The organism is Micromonospora rifamycinica (genome assembly GCF_900090265.1).
Classification (GTDB): Bacteria; Actinomycetota; Actinomycetes; order Mycobacteriales; family Micromonosporaceae; genus Micromonospora; species Micromonospora rifamycinica.
Genome location: NZ_LT607752.1, coordinates 5,506,946 through 5,524,266 on the forward strand (window position 1 = coordinate 5,506,946; position 17,321 = coordinate 5,524,266).

General features: G+C 72.8%; 14 protein-coding genes and 2 tRNA genes. 9 read left to right on the plus strand and 7 right to left on the minus strand.

Annotated elements, in window-relative coordinates; all coding sequences use genetic code 11:
• Positions 1 to 74 precede the first annotated feature (74 nt).
• The 3 genes from GA0070623_RS23185 to GA0070623_RS31150 form a co-directional block, all read right to left on the minus strand.
• The gene (locus tag GA0070623_RS23185) at positions 75 to 1,406 is read right to left on the minus strand and encodes an ABC1 kinase family protein (RefSeq protein ID WP_067308480.1); all 1,332 of its coding nucleotides are present in this window, start codon (positions 1,404 to 1,406) and stop codon (positions 75 to 77) included.
• Positions 1,407 to 1,516: 110 nt separating this feature from the next.
• Positions 1,517 to 2,599 carry a ThiF family adenylyltransferase gene (locus GA0070623_RS23190; protein ID WP_067308477.1) on the minus strand — a complete coding sequence of 361 codons (1,083 nt, stop codon included), beginning with the start codon at positions 2,597 to 2,599 and terminating at the stop codon, positions 1,517 to 1,519.
• Positions 2,600 to 2,990: 391 nt separating this feature from the next.
• Positions 2,991 to 3,158, minus strand: a complete 168-nt coding sequence (locus GA0070623_RS31150) for a DUF5679 domain-containing protein (RefSeq protein WP_007464795.1) — start codon at positions 3,156 to 3,158, stop codon at positions 2,991 to 2,993.
• Positions 3,159 to 3,669: 511 nt separating this feature from the next.
• Between GA0070623_RS31150 and GA0070623_RS23200 the strand changes: the two genes are divergently transcribed.
• Entirely contained in the window at positions 3,670 to 4,200 is a 531-nt protein-coding gene (locus GA0070623_RS23200) for a M48 metallopeptidase family protein (protein ID WP_067308470.1), read from the plus strand.
• Between the two features lie 60 nt (positions 4,201 to 4,260).
• Entirely contained in the window at positions 4,261 to 4,860 is a 600-nt protein-coding gene (locus tag GA0070623_RS23205; RefSeq protein WP_067308467.1) for a hypothetical protein, read from the plus strand.
• A gap of 180 nt (positions 4,861 to 5,040) precedes the next feature.
• On the opposite strand, the gene GA0070623_RS23210 is transcribed toward GA0070623_RS23205, so the two are convergent.
• A complete protein-coding gene (locus GA0070623_RS23210; RefSeq protein WP_067308465.1) occupies positions 5,041 to 6,270 on the minus strand; it encodes a zinc-dependent metalloprotease in 1,230 nt (409 codons plus the stop codon).
• Positions 6,271 to 6,452: 182 nt separating this feature from the next.
• On the opposite strand from GA0070623_RS23210, the gene GA0070623_RS23215 reads away from it, so the two are divergent.
• The 5 genes from GA0070623_RS23215 to GA0070623_RS23235 all read left to right on the plus strand — a co-directional run bounded on the left by GA0070623_RS23215 (position 6,453) and on the right by GA0070623_RS23235 (position 11,499).
• Entirely contained in the window at positions 6,453 to 7,466 is a 1,014-nt protein-coding gene (locus tag GA0070623_RS23215; RefSeq protein ID WP_084261305.1) for a YlbL family protein, read from the plus strand.
• A gap of 117 nt (positions 7,467 to 7,583) precedes the next feature.
• Entirely contained in the window at positions 7,584 to 10,571 is a 2,988-nt protein-coding gene (locus GA0070623_RS23220) for a UPF0182 family membrane protein (protein WP_172898450.1), read from the plus strand.
• Positions 10,572 to 10,685: 114 nt separating this feature from the next.
• A tRNA-Met gene (locus tag GA0070623_RS23225) sits at positions 10,686 to 10,759 on the plus strand.
• Between the two features lie 255 nt (positions 10,760 to 11,014).
• A tRNA-Met gene (locus GA0070623_RS23230) sits at positions 11,015 to 11,088 on the plus strand.
• Between the two features lie 159 nt (positions 11,089 to 11,247).
• Positions 11,248 to 11,499 carry a hypothetical protein gene (locus GA0070623_RS23235; RefSeq protein WP_067314130.1) on the plus strand — a complete coding sequence of 84 codons (252 nt, stop codon included), beginning with the start codon at positions 11,248 to 11,250 and terminating at the stop codon, positions 11,497 to 11,499.
• Between the two features lie 77 nt (positions 11,500 to 11,576).
• Here GA0070623_RS23235 and GA0070623_RS23240 read toward each other — a convergent pair whose 3' ends face one another.
• Positions 11,577 to 12,908 (minus strand): ABC transporter substrate-binding protein, encoded by a 1,332-nt coding sequence (locus GA0070623_RS23240; RefSeq protein ID WP_067314128.1) that lies wholly within the window; start codon positions 12,906 to 12,908, stop codon positions 11,577 to 11,579.
• 145 nt (positions 12,909 to 13,053) lie between these two features.
• Between GA0070623_RS23240 and GA0070623_RS23245 the strand changes: the two genes are divergently transcribed.
• Together GA0070623_RS23245 and GA0070623_RS23250 are read left to right on the plus strand one after the other, a co-directional pair.
• Positions 13,054 to 13,887, plus strand: a complete 834-nt coding sequence (locus GA0070623_RS23245; RefSeq protein WP_067314126.1) for a phosphoribosylaminoimidazolesuccinocarboxamide synthase — start codon at positions 13,054 to 13,056, stop codon at positions 13,885 to 13,887.
• A gap of 75 nt (positions 13,888 to 13,962) precedes the next feature.
• Positions 13,963 to 14,748, plus strand: a complete 786-nt coding sequence (locus tag GA0070623_RS23250) for a HEAT repeat domain-containing protein (protein ID WP_197700009.1) — start codon at positions 13,963 to 13,965, stop codon at positions 14,746 to 14,748.
• On the opposite strand, the gene GA0070623_RS23255 is transcribed toward GA0070623_RS23250, so the two are convergent.
• Entirely contained in the window at positions 14,697 to 15,695 is a 999-nt protein-coding gene (locus GA0070623_RS23255) for a glycoside hydrolase family 26 protein (RefSeq protein ID WP_067314124.1), read from the minus strand. The genes GA0070623_RS23250 and GA0070623_RS23255 overlap by 52 nt on opposite strands.
• Positions 15,692 to 17,260 (minus strand): glycosyltransferase family 2 protein, encoded by a 1,569-nt coding sequence (locus GA0070623_RS23260; protein ID WP_197700010.1) that lies wholly within the window; start codon positions 17,258 to 17,260, stop codon positions 15,692 to 15,694. Before GA0070623_RS23260 ends, GA0070623_RS23255 begins: the two co-directional genes overlap by 4 nt.
• Between the last annotated feature and the right edge of the window lie 61 nt (positions 17,261 to 17,321).

Below are 17,321 nucleotides of genomic sequence, written 5' to 3' on the forward strand. Positions count from 1 at the left end.
ACGGGGGCGGTGACCGGAAATCCGGTCACCGCCCCCGCGTGCGTCAGTGGTCAGGCCCCCGCGTGCGTCAGTGGTCAGGCCACCGGTGCGAAACCGGGCAGCCACCGTTCCAGGATGCCCCGGTACGGCGCCTTCGCCTCCAGCTGGCAGAGCACCCCGATCGAGCCCAGCGTCACCCGGTGGATGAGCAGGTAGGACGGGGGCAGGTTGAGCTGCCGGCTGAGCTGGAAGGCGGGTGACTTCGGGCTGGCCAGCCGGGTCGCCTCGGCGCGGAGCCAGGCCCGGGTGAACCGGAACTCCTCCTGGGCCACCGGGTCGAGCATGGGACGGATGTAGTCCAGCAGCGCCGTGGCGTCGATCGGCTCGGTCGGCTTGACGAAGCCCTCCTCGCGCAACCCGGCGACGACCGCGTCGGCGTCACCGCGCAACGACAGCCCGAGCAGCCGGCCGATCGGCTCCGGGGTGCCCTCGGGCATCCGGGCGACCGCCCCGAAGTCGATGACGCCGAGCCGGCCGTCCGGCAGCAACCGGAAGTTCCCCGGGTGCGGGTCGGCGTGCAGCAGCCCGGCCCGTGGTGGGGCGGACAGGTGCAGGGTCGCCATCAACCGGCCGGCGGTGTTGCGCTGCTCCTCGGTGCCCTCCCGGATGATGTCCGCCAGCGGAGTCCCCTCGATCCACTCGGTGACCAGCACCCGGGGCGACGCGGAGAGCACCGCCGGGATGAAGATCTCCGGGTCGTCGACGTACGCTGCGGCGAAGGCGCGCTGCGACTCGGCCTCCAGCTCGTAGTCCAGCTCCTCGGTGATCCGTTCCCGCAGCTCGGCCAGGAGCGGCTTGACGTCCAGGCCCGGTTGGATGGCCCGGAACATCCCGCCGAGCCGGGAGAGCTGCTTGAGGTCGGCGAGCAGGGCGTCCCCGGCACCCGGATACTGGATCTTGACGGCGGCCGTCCGGGACACCCCGGTCTCCGGGTCGCGCCACACCGCCCGGTGCACCTGCCCGATGCTGGCCGCCGCGGCCGGGGTGTCGTCGAACTCCACGAACCGGTCCCGCCAGTCCGGCCCGAGCTGCTCCGCGAGCACCTTGTGCACGCTGGCCACCGGCAGCGGCGGGGCGGCCTCCTGGAGCTTCGTCAGGGCCTGCCGGTAGGGGGCGGCGATCTCGTCCGGCAACGCCGCCTCGAACACCGACAGCGCCTGGCCGAACTTCATCGCCCCGCCCTTGAGCTGCCCGAGGACGCTGAAGAGCTGCTCGGCGGTGCGTTGTTGGATCTCGGCGGAGATGACGTCGGAGGCGATGCCGGTGACGCGCTTTCCCATTCCGAGGACGGTCCGACCGGCGAAGCCGAGCGGCAGAGCGGCGAGCTTGGCGGTCCGGGACACGGCGCGGCGCGGGATGTCGGTCACCCGGCCATTGTTACCGACTTCGAGCCCTTGTTGCTGCTCGGCGGCCGGGCTGGTGGCCGCATCCCGCCTTCCGCGCCCCCCCGGGCCGGCTCGCCGGCGCTGTCCGGCGGTCACCGGCGGCGGCCGGGGTCGGCGCAGGAGCACCCGGGGTGTGGGGCCCAGGCCCGGCGACGGAACCGGCCGGCGGGCCCGATCTCCACGGCGCAGCCCACCGTCTCCGGGGTGCCGCCGTCGAGCTGGGCCAGCACCTCGGCGACGGCGTAACCCACGGCGGTGAGCAGGGTGGCCGTGCCGCAGGACTGGTCGGCTGTGCCGGTGGCGAGCTGGGCGGCCAGGCCGGGCCAGCCCGGATCCCGCTCGGTGCGGTGCAGGTCCAGACAGTTCAGGCAGGGGCCGACCGGCGGCCGGACCAGCGGGCCGACCACCGGCACCCCTTCCCGGAGGGTGAGCAGCAGGTGCGGTTGGCGACGCCGGGCGTACCCGCTGGCGAGCAGGCCCGCCGGCCGGTCCGCGCCGACCTGCACCACCAGGTCGACCCGGCGTCGGTCGACCGGGCCGGTCCGGGTGCCGGGGGCGACCCGGTCGACGGCGGCCCGGATCGCGGTGGCCAGCGGCCGCCCCACCTCGGTCGCGGCCAGCCCGGTCCCCACCAGGTCGCCGGGGTGGACCGGGCCGGTCAGCTCGGCGGCCACGTGACCGACGCCGGCCTGGGCCAGGGCCACGGCGACGGGCGCGCCGAGCCGGCCCGCCCCGGCCACCACCACCCGGGCGCCGCGTCGTCGGCGGAGCACCTGGGCCGGGGTGCCGGGCCGGGCGGCCGGCGCGGTCAGGGCGAGTGCCCCGGCCTCCGCGGCGAGCCGGGCGCGGTCCGGGCCGGTGAGGTCACGGGGAAGCAGGGTGTGCGCCGGTACGACGAGCCCGGCGGCGTGCAGCGTGTCGATCAGCCCGCGCGCCTGGCCGGGGTCGACCCGGGCTGCTGCCGCGTCCGCCAGGACGACGCGTTCGCTACGGGTGCCGTCGAGCAGGTCGAGCAGCCGGGTGATGCCGGTGCCGGTCACCTCCAGCAGCACGGCCCGGCCCGGGGTGAGCCCCAGTTGCAGGGTGTGCCGGTCACGCCAGAGCCGGGTCAGCCCGGGCAACAGGGCCGGGCGGAGCAACGTCGACCGGGCGGGTGCGGGGTGGGGCGGGCTCATGACAACAAATCGTGATCGAATCCCTGCGGTCCGTCGATCGTTGTCCACAGGTATGCAGCGCCAGATCCAGCGTTGTCCACAAGAACCGGCGAGTTATCCACAGACTACCGCCAGTGATGTCGCCTAGCTGACAGGCAGGTGGTCGCCCGCGAGCTGACCGGCGCTGTGGTCCCCTCAGCGGGCAGGTGCTGTGGTCACCCACGGCGGGCAGGTGGGTGGTCACCCGCGGTTGGGCGGGCGCTCTGGTCGGCTGCGGCAGGTCGGTGTGCGAGTCACCCACGGTGGGTCGGCGCGGGCGGGCCGACGCCCGGCGGTGGTCCGGCGTCGCCGGGCCGGACGCGCGGGAGGGGCGGCCGCGCCGGCCGCCCCTCCCGAGTCGCACCCGGACGGGTCAGACCTTGGCCTTGCCCAGGATGCGGTTCACTGTTGTGCCGCACACCGGACACTTGCCCTTGGCCATGTTCATCCCGGTCTTCGAGACCTCCACGTGCCCCTCGAAGTCCCGCTTCTCCTTGCACTTGACGCAGTAACCGTTGTAGGTCTGGGCCTGGTCGGCCACGGTAGCCTCCTCGTCTCGTCCGCCGGGCACGTCGGCCCGACGGTTCTCCCGACGGCGGGCCACGCGGGGCGCCGGCGTCGGGTCCTTCTCCGCGGCCACGCACGTGACCGCCGGTTGGCGGACCCTACCCAGCTCTGGGCGGTTCCATGTCAGCTGTACATCGACACTGTGAGCAAGTCGACGTCGAGAGTGTGCATCCCGAAATAGGCGGGATAAGTGAGTTTGCCGGGGACACGCCGTGTGGAACCCTGCCCGGGGTCACCCGGACGGGGTGCGGAGGCCCCGTCCGGGCCGCTCACCCACCGTGGAGATCACGTCCGGTGGACGCGGCGACGGTCGCCACGAAGGGTGACGACTGCCGAAGCTCATGGTCATCACCAGTTTTTTTCGGACTCCTCACCACCAAACACCATTTTCCGGGCGCGAGTCGGGGTGTTGACTCTTGCGGACCCCTGGTCAGTACGCATTAGCTTTCCCTCGTGGCAGGAAACCACGGCTGCGCGGCCCACTGATGGTGGCGGCGCGGAAGCCGGTCGTCGAGGTACGGCGCAGTCAGCGCCGGCGACGCACGGTGTCCGCCTACCGGGACGGCGAGCGGGTCGTGGTCCTCATCCCGGACCAGTTCTCCCGGGCCGAGGAGAGCGAGTGGGTCGACCGGATGCTGGCCCGGCTCGCCGCCCGCGAGGGCCGGTTGAGCCGCAGCGACACCGAGCTGCTCGACCGGGCGCTCCGGCTGATCGGCCTGTACCTGTCCGACCAGGGCGGCGACGCCCTGCCGGCCAGCGTCCGCTGGGTCACCAACCAGAACGGCCGCTGGGGTTCCTGCACCCCTGCCGACCGGACCATCCGGATCTCGCACCGGCTCCAGGACATGCCCGACTGGGTGCTCGACTACGTGCTGCTGCACGAGTTGGCGCACCTCATCGTGCCGAGCCACAACGCCCGCTTCTGGGAGCTGGTCGGCCGGTACGCCAAGACCGAGCGCGCCCGGGGCTACCTGGAGGGGGTCGCCGCCGCCTCCGCCGTCCCGGTCGCCGGTTGACCGCCCCCACTTCGGCCCACAGGAGTCGATCATCGGCACCAGGCGCACTACAGTCGGAGAATGGTCCGACGGGTGGTGGTGGCGTTGCTCGCGCCGGTGGCCTGGTCACCGCCCGGCGTCGAGCTGATGCGCTGGCGTACCGCGCTGGCCGAGGACGTGGTGGACCTGCTCGCCACCCTCGCCGAGGTGGAGACCGCGCTCGTGGTGACCCCGGCCGACCGCTGGCTGGCCGACGCGGTGCGCTGGCCCGACACCCCCGTGTACGAGGTGCCCGAGCCCACCGTCAACGCCACGCTGGCCGCCCTCGACGGGTACGACCAGGCCGCCGTGGTCGCCGCCGACGCCCCCGACCTGCCGGGACTCACCCTCGGCAAGCTGCTCCGGCCGCTGACCAGTCGACCCGTCGCCGTCGCCCCCGTCGAGGGCGGCCCGGGGCTGCTCGGCGTGGCGTGCCGGTTACCCGTACCCGCGTGGTTGCCGGCGCTGGACCTGGACGTCGCCGGGCCGGCGGACCTGCGTCGCGCGGCGTCCGCCCCGGCCGACGTGGCGGTCACCCCCGGCTGGCACCGACTGCGCGGCCCGGCCGACCTGGCCGCCCTGGACCCGGCCGTCGAGGGCTGGGAGGCGACCCGCGCCCTGCTGACCGGCCAGCGCACCTGACCGGCCAGCGCACCTGACCGGTCACCACACCTGGCCGGCCCGCGGCCAGCGGGCCTGAGTGGCTACCGGGTCTGCGTGGTCCCGGGCTGGGCCGGACGGCGGGGCCGAGCCGGCCAACGGCGACCGGCCGGCCCCCGGGAGTCGGGTGGGCCGGCCGGCGTGCCGGATGGTCCGCAGCGGTCAGGGCCGGTCGGGTTCGCCGTCGGTGTCGTCGGGGCGGGGGCGGCTGCCCGGTGCCTGCTCCTCGGGACCGCCGGGGGCGGTGAAGTCGAAGGTGGCCAGCTCGTCGTCGAGATCCGCCGAGGTGGTCGCGAACGCCACCGGGTCGGCGAAGTCGGCGTCCGAGGGGAGCAGGTCGGGATGTCCCCAGACCGCGTCCCGCCCGGCGATGCCCCGGTGCTCGGTCAGCGCGGCCCACAGCGCCGCCGCCTCCCGCAGCCGGCGCGGGCGCAGCTCCAGGCCGACCAGGGCGGCGAAGGTCTGTTCGGCGGGCCCGCCGGCCGCCCGACGGCGCCGGAACGCCTCACCGAGCCGGACCACGTTGGGCAGCCGGTCGGCGGCGGCGCTGTCGACCACGTGGCAGACCCAGCCCTCGACCAGCGCCAGCGCCGTCTCCAGCCGGGCCAGGGAGGCCTTCTGCGCCGGGGTGTCCTCCGGGGTGAAGATCCCCTCCAGGGCGATCGCCTGCATCGACTCCGGGTCGGTCGGGTCGACCCGGCCCATCGCCTCCTCGATCGCCTCCCGGTTGACCCGGATGCCGGCCGCGTAGTTCTCGACCGCGGTCAGCACGTGCCCGCGCAGCCACGGGACGTGCTCGAAGAGCCGCTGGTGGGCCGCCTCGCGCAGGGCGACGTAGAGGCGTACCTCGTCCTCGGGCAGCTCCAGACCCTCGCCGTACACCCGGATGTTGGCCGGGATCAGCGCGGCGGTGCCGGCCGGGCCGAGCGGCAGGCCGATGTCACCGGCGGAGAGCACCTCGGCGGCGAGCTGGCCGAGGGCCTGGCCGAGCTGGCCGCCGAAGAGCGCCCCGCCCAGGGTGGCGACCATCGACTGCATCGGGCCGAGCTGGGCGCGGGCCTCCGGCGGGACGAGGTCGCCCATCGCGCCGACCATCCGGCTGGCCACCGGGTCGCAGAGCTTGCGCCAGACGTCCAGCGTCTTGAAGATCCACTCGTTGCGGTTCCAGGCCAGGGAGGTGCGGATGCCGGTCGGCCAGGCCGACGCCGGCTCCAGCCAGAGGTCGGCCAGCCGCAGCGCCTCCTCCACGGCGTGCCGCTCGTACGGCGAGGCCATCGGGTCGCCCGTGGCGGCGAGCTGGCTGGCGGCCACCTGGCGGGCCAGGTCCCAGTTGACCGGCCCGCTGCCCGGCGCGGAGAGCAGGTGCTGCAACTGCGACATGAACTGCTGCATCTGCGCGGGATCGTTGGGGTCTGGTGGTTGCCCACCCGGGAGCGCGAAACCGAACGGAATATCAGGCACGACGTCTACGGTACGCGCGCCGCGCCCCTGGTAGCCGCCACTGGCGTTGCGCTGAGGGCGAAGTCCGCCGCAGCGCGCCGACCCCGCCGCCAACGGTCGGTACGCTCTGCCGCATGCGACGTCGCGGCGTGACCGTACTCCTCGGTGCTGTGCTCACCACCCTGCTGAGCATCGGCGTGCTCGGCGCACCCATCCCGTACGTGGTGCTCGGCCCGGGGCCGACGGTGAACACCCTCGGCACCTCCGACGGCCGGGAGGTGATCCAGGTCAGCGGCCGGGAGACGTCCACCTCCGCCGGTCAGCTCCGGATGACCACGGTCGGCGTGCAGCCGACGGTGAAGCTGCGCGCCGCGATCGCCGGCTGGCTGTCGAAGGACGAGGCGGTGGTGCCCCGGGAGCTGGTCTACCCGCCGGGGGAGTCGCAGGAGGAGGTCGAGAAGCGCAACGCCGAGGACTTCCAGAACTCGCAGAGCAGCGCGGAGACCGCCGCCCTGGTCAAGCTCGGCTACCCGGTCGAGGTGGTGGCGAAGGAGGTGGCCGCCGACGGGCCGGCGGCCGGCGCCCTGAAGGCCGGTGACGTGGTCACCACCGTCGACGGCGCGCAGGTCACCTCCGCGACCCGGCTGGTCGAGCTGGTCCGGGGCAAGCCCGCCGGCAGCCGGCTGACCATCGGGTACGTCCGCGACGGCACCCCCGGGACCGCCACCGTGACCAGCCGGGAGTCCGACGGCCGTCCCCGGATCGGGGTGGTCCCGGACCAGCGGCAGCCGCACCCGTTCACCCTGAAGATCGACCTGAAGGACATCGGTGGTCCGAGCGCCGGGCTGATGTTCGCCCTCGGCATCATCGACAAGATCAAGCCGGAGGATCTCACCGGCGGGAAGATCATCGCCGGCACCGGCACCATCGACGACGAGGGTCAGGTCGGCCCGATCGGCGGCATCGCCCAGAAGCTGGTCGGCGCGAAGAAGGCCGGCGCCAAGGCGTTCCTGGTCCCCGCCGACAACTGCGCCGAGGCGGTCCGCAACCCCCAGCCCGGGCTCCCCATGCTCAGGGTCGCCTCGCTGGACGACGCATTGACCGCGTTGGACACGCTGCGCGCCGGTGGCGAGCCGACCCGCTGCTGAGAGCGGGCACGCCGGACCGACCGGGCGCGACCTGACCCGACACCTCCAGGAACACCCCGTACTCTGGGTGCCTGTCCGGAGCCGATCACATCGAGCGTGCGGAGCCAAACAGTGGTCATGCGCAGCAGCCCCCTGCCGAGGATGAGTCGGCGCGGACGCGTCACCATCGGGGTCCTGGTCGGGGTGTTCCTCTTGTTCACCCTGCTCGGCTGGGGGGTGCAGGCGTGGACCGACTGGCTCTGGTTCGACGAGGTCCGCTACACCCAGGTCTTCACCGGTGTGCTGCTGACCCGGGTGCTGCTCTTCCTCACCGTCGGGCTGGGCCTGGCCGCCTTCGTGGGCGGCAACCTCTGGTTGGCGTACCGGTTGCGGCCCAAGCTGCGCCCGCACTCGCTGGAGCAGGCCACCCTGGAGCGGTACCGGGTGCTGATCACGCCCCGGATCGGCACCTGGATCAGCCTGACCGCCGTGGTGCTCGGCCTGTTCGCCGGGCTCTCCGCGCAGGGCCGCTGGACCCAGTGGCTGCTGTTCCGCAACGGCGGTGACTTCGGCGTCAAGGACCCGGAGTTCGGCATCGACGTCGGCTTCTACGTCTTCCAGTTGCCGTTCTGGCGCTACCTGCTCGGGGTCGGCTTCACCGCGGTGGTGCTGGCCCTGATCGGCGCGCTGGCCGTGCACTACGTCTTCGGCGGGGTGCGCCTGCAGGGCGTCGGCGACCGGATGACCGGGGCCGCCCGGGCCCACCTGAGCACGCTGGTCGCGGTCTTCGTCCTGCTCAAGGCGGTCGCGTACGTGCTGGACCGGCGGGCCATGCTGCTGGAGTACAACGAGGGCGCCAAGCTGTACGGCGCGGGCTACGCCGACGTCAACGCGCTGCTGCCGGCGAAGGAGATCCTGGCGTACATCTCGGTGGTGGTGGCGATCGCCATCATCGTGTTCTCCAACGCGGTGATGCGGAACCTGGTCTGGCCGGGCATCTCGCTGGCCCTGCTCGGGGTCTCGGCCGTGGCGATCGGCGGCATCTACCCCTGGGCGGTGCAGACCTTCGAGGTCAAGCCGAGCGCCCGGGACAAGGAGGCGCCGTACATCCAGCGCAGCATCGACGCCACCCGCGCCGCGTTCGACATATCCGAGGTGCAGACCAAGGGGTACGCGGCCAGCAACCTGGTGCCACCGGCCAGCCTGGCCACCGACACCTCGGTGGTGCCGAACGTCCGGCTGCTCGACCCGCAGCTGGTCTCCGAGACGTACACCCAGCTCCAGCAGGTCCGCGGGTTCTACGACTTCGGCCCCAAGCTGGACATCGACCGGTACTCGGTGGAGAACAAGACCTCCGACTACGTGGTCGGGGTCCGCGAGATCAACTACGGCGAGCTGACCGACCAGCAGAACAACTGGATCAACCGGCACACCGTCTACACCCACGGCTACGGCCTGGTCGCGGCCCCGGCCAACCAGGTGGTCTGCGGCGGGCAACCGTACTTCGTCTCCGGCTTCCTCGGCGAGAAGGCGCAGGAGGCCTGCTCCTCGCAGGCCGAGCAGATCCCGGCCAGCCAGCCGCGGATCTACTACGGCGAGCGGATGCAGCCCGACGACTACGCCATCGTCGGCCAGACCAGCGCGGACAAGGACGTGGAGTTCGACCGGCCCACCCCGACCACCGGCGGCGAGCAGTACTACACCTACACCGGCGAGGGCGGCGTCGAGATCGGCTCGTTCACCCGGCGGCTGCTCTACTCGATCAAGGAGCAGGAGACGAACTTCCTGCTCTCCGAGGCGGTCAACGACAACTCCAAGCTGCTCTACGTGCGTAACCCCCGGGACCGGGTGGAGAAGGTCGCCCCGTTCCTCACCCTGGACGGCGACCCGTACCCGGCGGTGGTGGGCGGCAAGATCCAGTGGATCATCGACGGCTACACCACGGCGGCGACCTACCCGTACGCCGAGCGGATCAACCTCCAGCAGGAGACCACCGACGAGCTGACCAACCGGGGCACGTTCCAGCTCGCCCGGGAGAACGTCAACTACATGCGCAACTCGGTGAAGGCCACCGTCGACGCGTACGACGGCACCGTCCGGCTCTACGAGTTCGACGACGGCGACCCGGTGCTCAAGGCGTGGAACAAGGCGTTCGGCGGCGACCTGGTGCTGCCCAAGAGCGCGATCCCGGCCGACCTGGCGGCGCACTTCCGCTACCCGGCCGACATGTTCAAGGTGCAGCGCAACCTGCTCACCAAGTTCCACGTCACCAACCCCGGCGACTTCTACTCCGGCCAGGACTTCTGGCAGGTGCCCAACGTGCCGGACGCGCCGGACAGCGGCCAGAAGCAGCCGCCGTACTACCTGTTCACCCAGTTCCCCAACCAGGACGCCCCCCGGTTCCAGCTCACCTCGGCGGTCACCCCGAACGGCCGGCAGAACCTCGCCGCGCTGATCTCCGGGTCGTACGTCGACGGGCAGCCGAAGCTGGAGGTGCTGGAGCTGCCGGACCAGACCCGGATCTCCGGCCCGGTGCAGGTGCACCAGCAGATGACCAACAACGCCACCATCCGGACCGAGCTGAACCTGCTCTCCTCCAACCAGGCGCAGGTGCAGTACGGCAACCTGCTCTCCCTGCCGTTCGCCGACGGGATGCTGTACGTCGAGCCGGTCTACGTCAAGAGCAACCAGCAGGACGCGTACCCGCTGTTGCAGAAGGTGCTCCTGTCGTACGGCGACGGCGGCTCGTACGTGGTGCTGGCCAACAACGTCACCGACGGCATCAAGCAGCTCGTCGAACAGGGCAAGCGGGCCGGGCAGGGGAGCACTCCGCCACCGTCGAGCGGCGGCACCCCGCCCACCCCGCCCCCGTCGGCGTCGCCCTCACCCTCGGCCTCGCCCGGGGCGAGCAGCCCGCCGCCCAGCGGCGACCTGGCCGCCGCCACCCAGCGGGTCCAGGCGGCGATCGCTGAGGTCAAGGCCGCCCAGGCTTCCGGTGACTTCGAGCGGTACGGCCGGGCGCTGAAGGCGCTGGACGACGCGATCAACGCTTTCCAGCAGGCCCAGCAGGGCAACCCGCCCAGCGGCAACCCACCCGCCACCCCGTCACCGTCCGCTGGCGGCTGACCCGCCCGTTGCGCTGTCGACGGAGCCACGATCCGGACCCCGGGTCGTGGCTCCGCGCCGTTCCGGCCCCGTTTTGCGGCTCGGGGGGGCGGTAGGCTACGGTTAACCAGTCGACGCGGGGTGGAGCAGCTCGGTAGCTCGCTGGGCTCATAACCCAGAGGTCGCAGGTTCAAATCCTGTCCCCGCTACTGTGGAGAAATGGTCCCGGAGTTCATCTCCGGGGCCTTTTCTCGTTTCCGGGCTCTTCTCGTTTCTCCCGCCGGTTTCCTGTCCACGGGGTCACGGCCGGCGCTCGGGTGCTCCGGTCCTCCGGTGCCTCCGCCGGTCGCCGGTCACCGGCCGGTCGGCACGGGACCGTCGTGCACCGCGCTGAGCTGGGCGGATGCCGGATCGAGGACCCCGCTGATCTCCGCCGCGGCGATGGGCTAGGCTTATCTAGCCGACGCGGGGTGGAGCAGCTCGGTAGCTCGCTGGGCTCATAACCCAGAGGTCGCAGGTTCAAATCCTGTCCCCGCTACTGCCCAAGAGGTCCCGGAGTTCATCTCCGGGGCCTCTCGTCGTTCGTACCCCGCCGGCCCCGCCTCCGGGCACCCGGGCGCGGGTGGGGCGGTCGGTGCTTCGGGGTGCCGGACTTGCGCTCCTCGGTCAGGATGAGGGCATGTCTACTGGGATCAACATGTCAACTCCGACCAAGTGGTGGGGCCGGCTGGCCGCGGTGTTCGGCGCGGTGGTTCTCTCGGTCTTCGTTCCGGTGGCCGCCTGGGCGTCCACCGGCACCGGTGAGCTGGTGGTGGAGGCCGCCCGGCGCCGGTCGAGGGGCGGCGGGTTCGGGGTCTTCGGGCTGCTCTGCTGCCTGGTGGTGGTCGGCGGGATCGTCCTCCTGGTGGTCCTGCTGACCCGGAACCGCCGTAACCGCCCGCCGCGCTGATCCGTCACCTGCGGCCGGGGACACGGTGACCGTCACCCGGCCCGACGGCACGGCTCGTCCGCCCCGGCACCTGCCCGTCACCGGGCCAGGGCCGCCTGGGCGCGGGCCATGAACTGCGCCGTCGCCGCTCGCGCCCCGGAGCGCCCCGCGCGGATGCTCCGGGCCGCGTCGGCGAGCAGGGTGCGTACCTCGCCGTGCCCCTTCGGGGGTGGCGCGGGGGCCGGGCCGACCTGCTGGTGCAGCGCCTCGCCGAGGGCGGCGACCCGCTTGGCCAGCGGATCGTCGAGGGTCTGGACGACCGCCTGGCGGACCGTCAGGCTGGCCGGCAGGCCCCGCTCGGTGCCGAGGAGCCGGCCCGCCTCGATGCTGCCGGTGAGGAAGTTGACCACGTTGGCCACCACCCCGGCGTGCCGGGTGCCGCGGAACCCGGCCCAGTACATCGACGCCCGGTCCCACTGGGCCGCCCGGGGGCCGGGAAAGCCGACCATCGCCAACTCGTCGTCGGAGTAGCGCTGGAGTTCGGGAAACTGGTGTGACCAGGCGAACGACGCGGCGGTGTGCCCGGTGACCACCAACTGCCGGGCCGGCTCACCGCTGTCGGCCCGGTCGACCAGGGCGGCGGCCGGAGTGGCCTGCTGGCTGCGCGCCCGCTCCCAGAACTCGAACCAGTCGAGCAGCGCCGCCGAGCCGAACCCCAGCTGACGGCCCTGGTAGAACCGGGTGCCCAACCCGCGTAGCCAGAGCCACAGTGCCCCGTGGTCCCCGGACGGGTCCATCGAGCCGGCCACCCGGCCGCTGCCGGCCCGGGTCACCCCGGCCGCCCAGCTCAGATAGTCGGCCCAGGTCATCGAGGTGGTCGGTTCGGGGATGCCGAGCCGGCGGAGCAGGTCCCGGTTGAACACCACGGCGGGGTGGGTCTGCCCGGCCGGCACCCCGTAGACCCGGCCGTCGATCGTGCCGTAGTCCGTCAGGCCGGGGGGCAGCGTGTCCAGGTCGATCCGGCCGTCGTCGACGTAGCCGCCGAGATCCAGGACGATGCCGCGCTGGGCGTACTCGCCGAGCATCGAGTCGTCGATCTGGAACAGGTCGGGCACGTTGCCGCCGCCGGCCTGGGTGGCGAGCCGGTCGTAGTAGCCGCCCTGGCTCTGCCAGGTCACCCTGAAGGTGACCAGCGGGTTCCGGGCCGAGTACAGCCGCAGGGCCTGCTCGGTGGCCTCCGCCCGCCGGGTGCCGCCGTACCAGAAGACCGACAGCTCCACCGGGCCGTCCCGGGCCGGCGTCTCCTCCCCGCCGCCGCACCCGCTGAGCCCGCCGGTCGCCAGCACCGGCAGCCCGAGCAGCCCGCCGAGCAGTCGCCGCCGGGCCGGGTCGGCACCGCGCCGGGGGAGCGGGGAACGCGCAACGGACAACGGGTGCTCCTGGGGACGGGTGGGCCGGTGGCCGGATCATTCACGCAGGTGGCGCGGGCGGGTGTCAACGGCTGGCCGGGCCGTCGCGCGCCGGCCGCCGGGTGGGCGCACCGGACGACCCGGTACCCGTGGTGTACTAGGGCGCGTGGAACTTCTGCACTCGGGCAAGGTCCGGGACGTCTACGCCGACGGCGACGACCTGATCCTGGTCGCCTCGGACCGGATCTCCGTCTACGACGTGGTCCTGCCCACCCCGATCCCGGACAAGGGCCGGCTGCTCACCGCCCTGTCGCTGTGGTGGTTCGGGCAGCTCGCCGACCTGGTGCCGCACCACGTCGTCTCGGCCACCGACGTGCCCGCCGAGTTCGCCGGGCGGGCGATCCGCTGCCGCCGGCTGGACATGGTGCCCGTCGAGTGCGTCGCCCGTGGCTACCTCACCGGAGGCGGCCTCAAGGAGTACGAGCGCACCGGCGCGGTCTCCGGCGTGCCGCTGCCGCGTGGCCTGGTCGAGGCGTCGATCCTGCCGGAGCCGATCTTCACCCCGTCGACCAAGGCCCCGGCGGGGCAGCACGACGAGCCGATGACCTTCGCCGAGGTGGTGGACAAGGTGGGGGCGGAGACCGCCGAACGGCTGCGCCAGATCACCCTGGACGTCTACCGCCGGGGCGCGGAGCTCGCCGCCGACCGGGGGATCCTGGTCGCCGACACCAAGATCGAGCTGGGCTGGACGCCGGACGGCACCCTGATGCTCGGCGACGAGGTGCTCACCTCCGACTCGTCGCGGTACTGGCCCGCCGAGTCCTACCAGCCGGGCCGCACCCAGTTCTCCTACGACAAGCAGTACGTCCGGGACTGGGCGACCAACAGCGGCTGGGACAAGCTCTCCCCCGCCCCCGAGGTCCCGGCCGAGGTGGTCGAGGCGACCCGGGCGCGTTACGTCGACGTCTACGAGCGGCTGACCGGCGAACGCTGGTCCTGACCCGTCGCCGGCCGGACCACCCCACGGTGGCGCAGAGTCGCCGTCGGCCGGCGGCGGGCGGGTTACGCTGCGACGGTGAGCCGGCGTGAGCGGTACCGGGACGAGCTGCGGGCGGCCGGCCCGGCGCGCTGGCCGGCGTTCCTGCGGGACCACTCGGGGCTGCCCGGACCCCGGGCCGACCTCGAACTCGCCCAGGCCGTCGCCGACGAGGGCGAGCCGGCCACCTTCGATCGGCTGATCGGCACCGACGACGAGTACCTGGTGCTCTGCGGGGTGCTCGGCCTCGGCCGGCTGCTGGCCGGCCAGACCCGGGCGCGGGCCAGCACCGGCATCGAGGCACGGCTGCGCGGTCACGCCACCGACCCCCGCTGGCGGGTCCGCGAGGCGGTGGCCATGGCGTTGCAGCGGCTCGGTGACGCGGACCTGCCGCGCCTGCTCGACCTCGGCACGGCGTGGGTCGCGGACCCGCACCCGCTGATCCGTCGGGCCGCCGTCGCGGCGGTGTGTGAACCACGCCTGCTGACCGCCCCGACGGCCGCCGCCCGCGCCGTCGCACTCTGCGAACGGGCGACGGCGGGCCTGGCCGCGCTGCCGGCCGACCGGCGTCGCGGCGCCGACGTCCGAGCGTTGCGCCAGGCGTTGGGCTACTGCTGGAGCGTCGCGGTGGCCGCCGACCCGAAGGTCGGCCTGCCGGCGTTCCAGGCCCTGGCCGCCGTCGATGACGCCGACGTGGCCTGGATCGTCCGCGAGAACAGCCGGAAGAAGCGCCTCGCCACGCTGCTCACCGGTGCTGGGGCGGGCACCCGGGCTCAGCCGACCCGGAAACCGGTCCGCGGGTCGGCCGCTGCGCCCGCGCGGTAGGCGGCGAGCGCCGGCCGGTCCGAGTCGATGACCCAGTCGCCGGAGCCCTTCTGGTTGAAGTAGACGAAACCGAGCAGGTCAGAACGTTTTCGGATGGCGGTGAAGAGTTCGTCGACCGCCCGGCGGCGCATCGCGCCCGGCTCGGACCCGGTCTCCACGATCAGCAGCGGCCGGTCGGTGAACCTGCGGACCTGTGTGATGGTGGGGCCGAAGAGACCGTCGAAGGTCTGCTCCCCGCGCCGGGTGAAGTAGCCGTCGATGCCGACCCAGTCGACGTACGCGTCGCCGGGATACAGCGGGGCGAGCTTCACCGACGGGACCGGGTTGACCACGTTCGGGGTCCAGGCCCAGATCACGTTCGTGGCGTCGGCCTGGGCGAAGACGGCGTGGATGTGCCGCCAGGCGGCGACGAAATCCCTGGCCCGGTTGTCGTGCGCGCCCCAGGAGTACCAGTGGCCGTTCATCTCGTGCGCGACGGTGAGCGCCACCGGCAGGTTGAGCCGGCGCACCGCGACGGCGAACTCCACCAGGTACGGATCGTGCCGCCCGGCGGCGATGTCCTTCAGCTTCACCGTGAACGGTTCCCAGCGGACGATCGGCAGTGCGCCGTACCGGTGGACCCGGCGGACCTCGGCGGCGGCGAACTCGTCGTCGAAGCTCTCGTAGATGGTGACGATGTTGGGTTTCCGGCCGACCAGGTCGGCGAACCGGTCGACCCGGCTCATGTCCTGCGGCGCCCCGTTCAACGCCACCCCGAGGTACCGCCCCGCCGGCCGGGTCAGCGGGCGGACGTCGTACGCCGGGGGCGGGCCGGTGGGCGGGGCCGCGACGCTGGGGGCGGTGGCGAGCCGGGCCGGGCGGCTGACCGGGCCGGGGGCGAGCGCGGCGTAGCCGAACACCCCGATCACGAAGATCGTCATGACGGTGAACAGCTGGCGGGAGGTCACCGGGAACCCTCCGGGCGGACGTCCCGTGTCGGCCGCACCAGCAGCGCCTGCAACGCGACGGTCAGGTAGAACGTGCCCCCGAGGAAGGCCGGGGCGAAGGTCGGCAGGTCGTCGGTGATCATCCGGTGGGCGGCCAGCCCGGTCCACAGCGCGCCGCTGCCCGCCGTGCAGACGGCCATCCCCCACCACAGCCGGGCCGTCCTGTTCTTGGGTGCCGTGCCGCCGGTGGGTTGCCAGCCCATGCTCTGCCCGCGCAGCAGGTCCCAGATCGCGAAGGCGTGCGACCAGCCGTAGATCATCTTGACGGTCCACGCCTCCACCCGGTAGGCGCACCGGTGCCAGAGCGGGAAGACCACCAGGTTGTAGACCAGGCTGGGCACGATCCACAGGTAGTTCGCGGGGGCCACCGACTCCGGGAACCGGGCCAGCAGCACGATCGGCACCAGCGGCCCGACGAAGGTGAACAGCGCCGTGTGCAGGTAGTAGCAGAACCCGGAGAGGTACGACAGCCGGGTGCGCAGCCGCATCCGGGTGTTCCAGAACTTCGTCGACCCGAGCAGGCTCATCGAGCCGGCGCACCAGCGGTACTGCTGGGTGAAGAACGAGTTGACGTCGGCCGGGCACAGGCCGGTGGCCAGCGGCACCGGCAGGTAGCGCAACCGCCAGCCACGCCGCCGCATGTCGAACCCGGTGTGGACGTCCTCCGAGTGCTCGATCAGGGTGGAACCGCCGATCGCGTCGAGCGCCTCCCGGCGGTAGAGCGCGCAACTCCCCACGCAGATCGCCGCCTCGTGCCGCTGCCGGGACACCTGCACCACCCGGTAGAACAGCTCCTGCACCGCACCGGCCCCGCGCTCCAGCCACCCCTGCCCGGCGTGCACCCGGAAGTACTGCGGGGACTGCACGATCCCGAGATCCGGCTCGGTGGCCAGATAGGGCACCAGCTCGTCGAGGATGTCGTGCCGGGGGGTGAAGTCGGCGTCCAGCACCAGGATGTACTCGCCCAGTGTGCGCTGGTACGCGTACCGCATGTTGCCGGCCTTCTTGTACCAGCCCCGGTTGGGGCGGCGTTGGTAGACGAAGCCGAAGGCGAGCGCCATCGCCTCCCGCTCGTCGGTGGCCGAGTCGTCGAGCACGTAGACGTGCACCCGGCCCGGGTAGTGGTCGACCATCCGGCTGACGTGCTCCCAGGTGTTGCGCAGCACCTCGGTCGCCTCGCCGCAGACCGGCAGGAAGACGTCGACCGACGGGTGCACGGGCGGCCGGAAGTCCCGGACCAGCCGCCGGTGCCGGTCCAGGTCGAACCCGGGCGTGCCGAGGTTCACCCAGGTCGAGACCAGGTAGTAGAGCACGGTGAAGCCGAACAGCGGCAGCAGCAGGAGCAGCCAGGGAGCCATCCGGACGAACAGCACCTGGCTGACGAGCAGCCCGCCGAAGCTGACGGACGAGGTGAGCATCAACACCGGCAACCGGCGGTGGCGGTAGGCGGCCTTCTCGTCGTCGTCCGGTGGCAGCGGCAGCGACGGATCGACGGTCGCCGGGCGGCCCGGCGTCGCCGGTGCCACCGCCCGCCGCGCCACCGTTTCCCGGGGAGCCGCTACCGCGGCGGCTTCCCGTGGGGCCGGT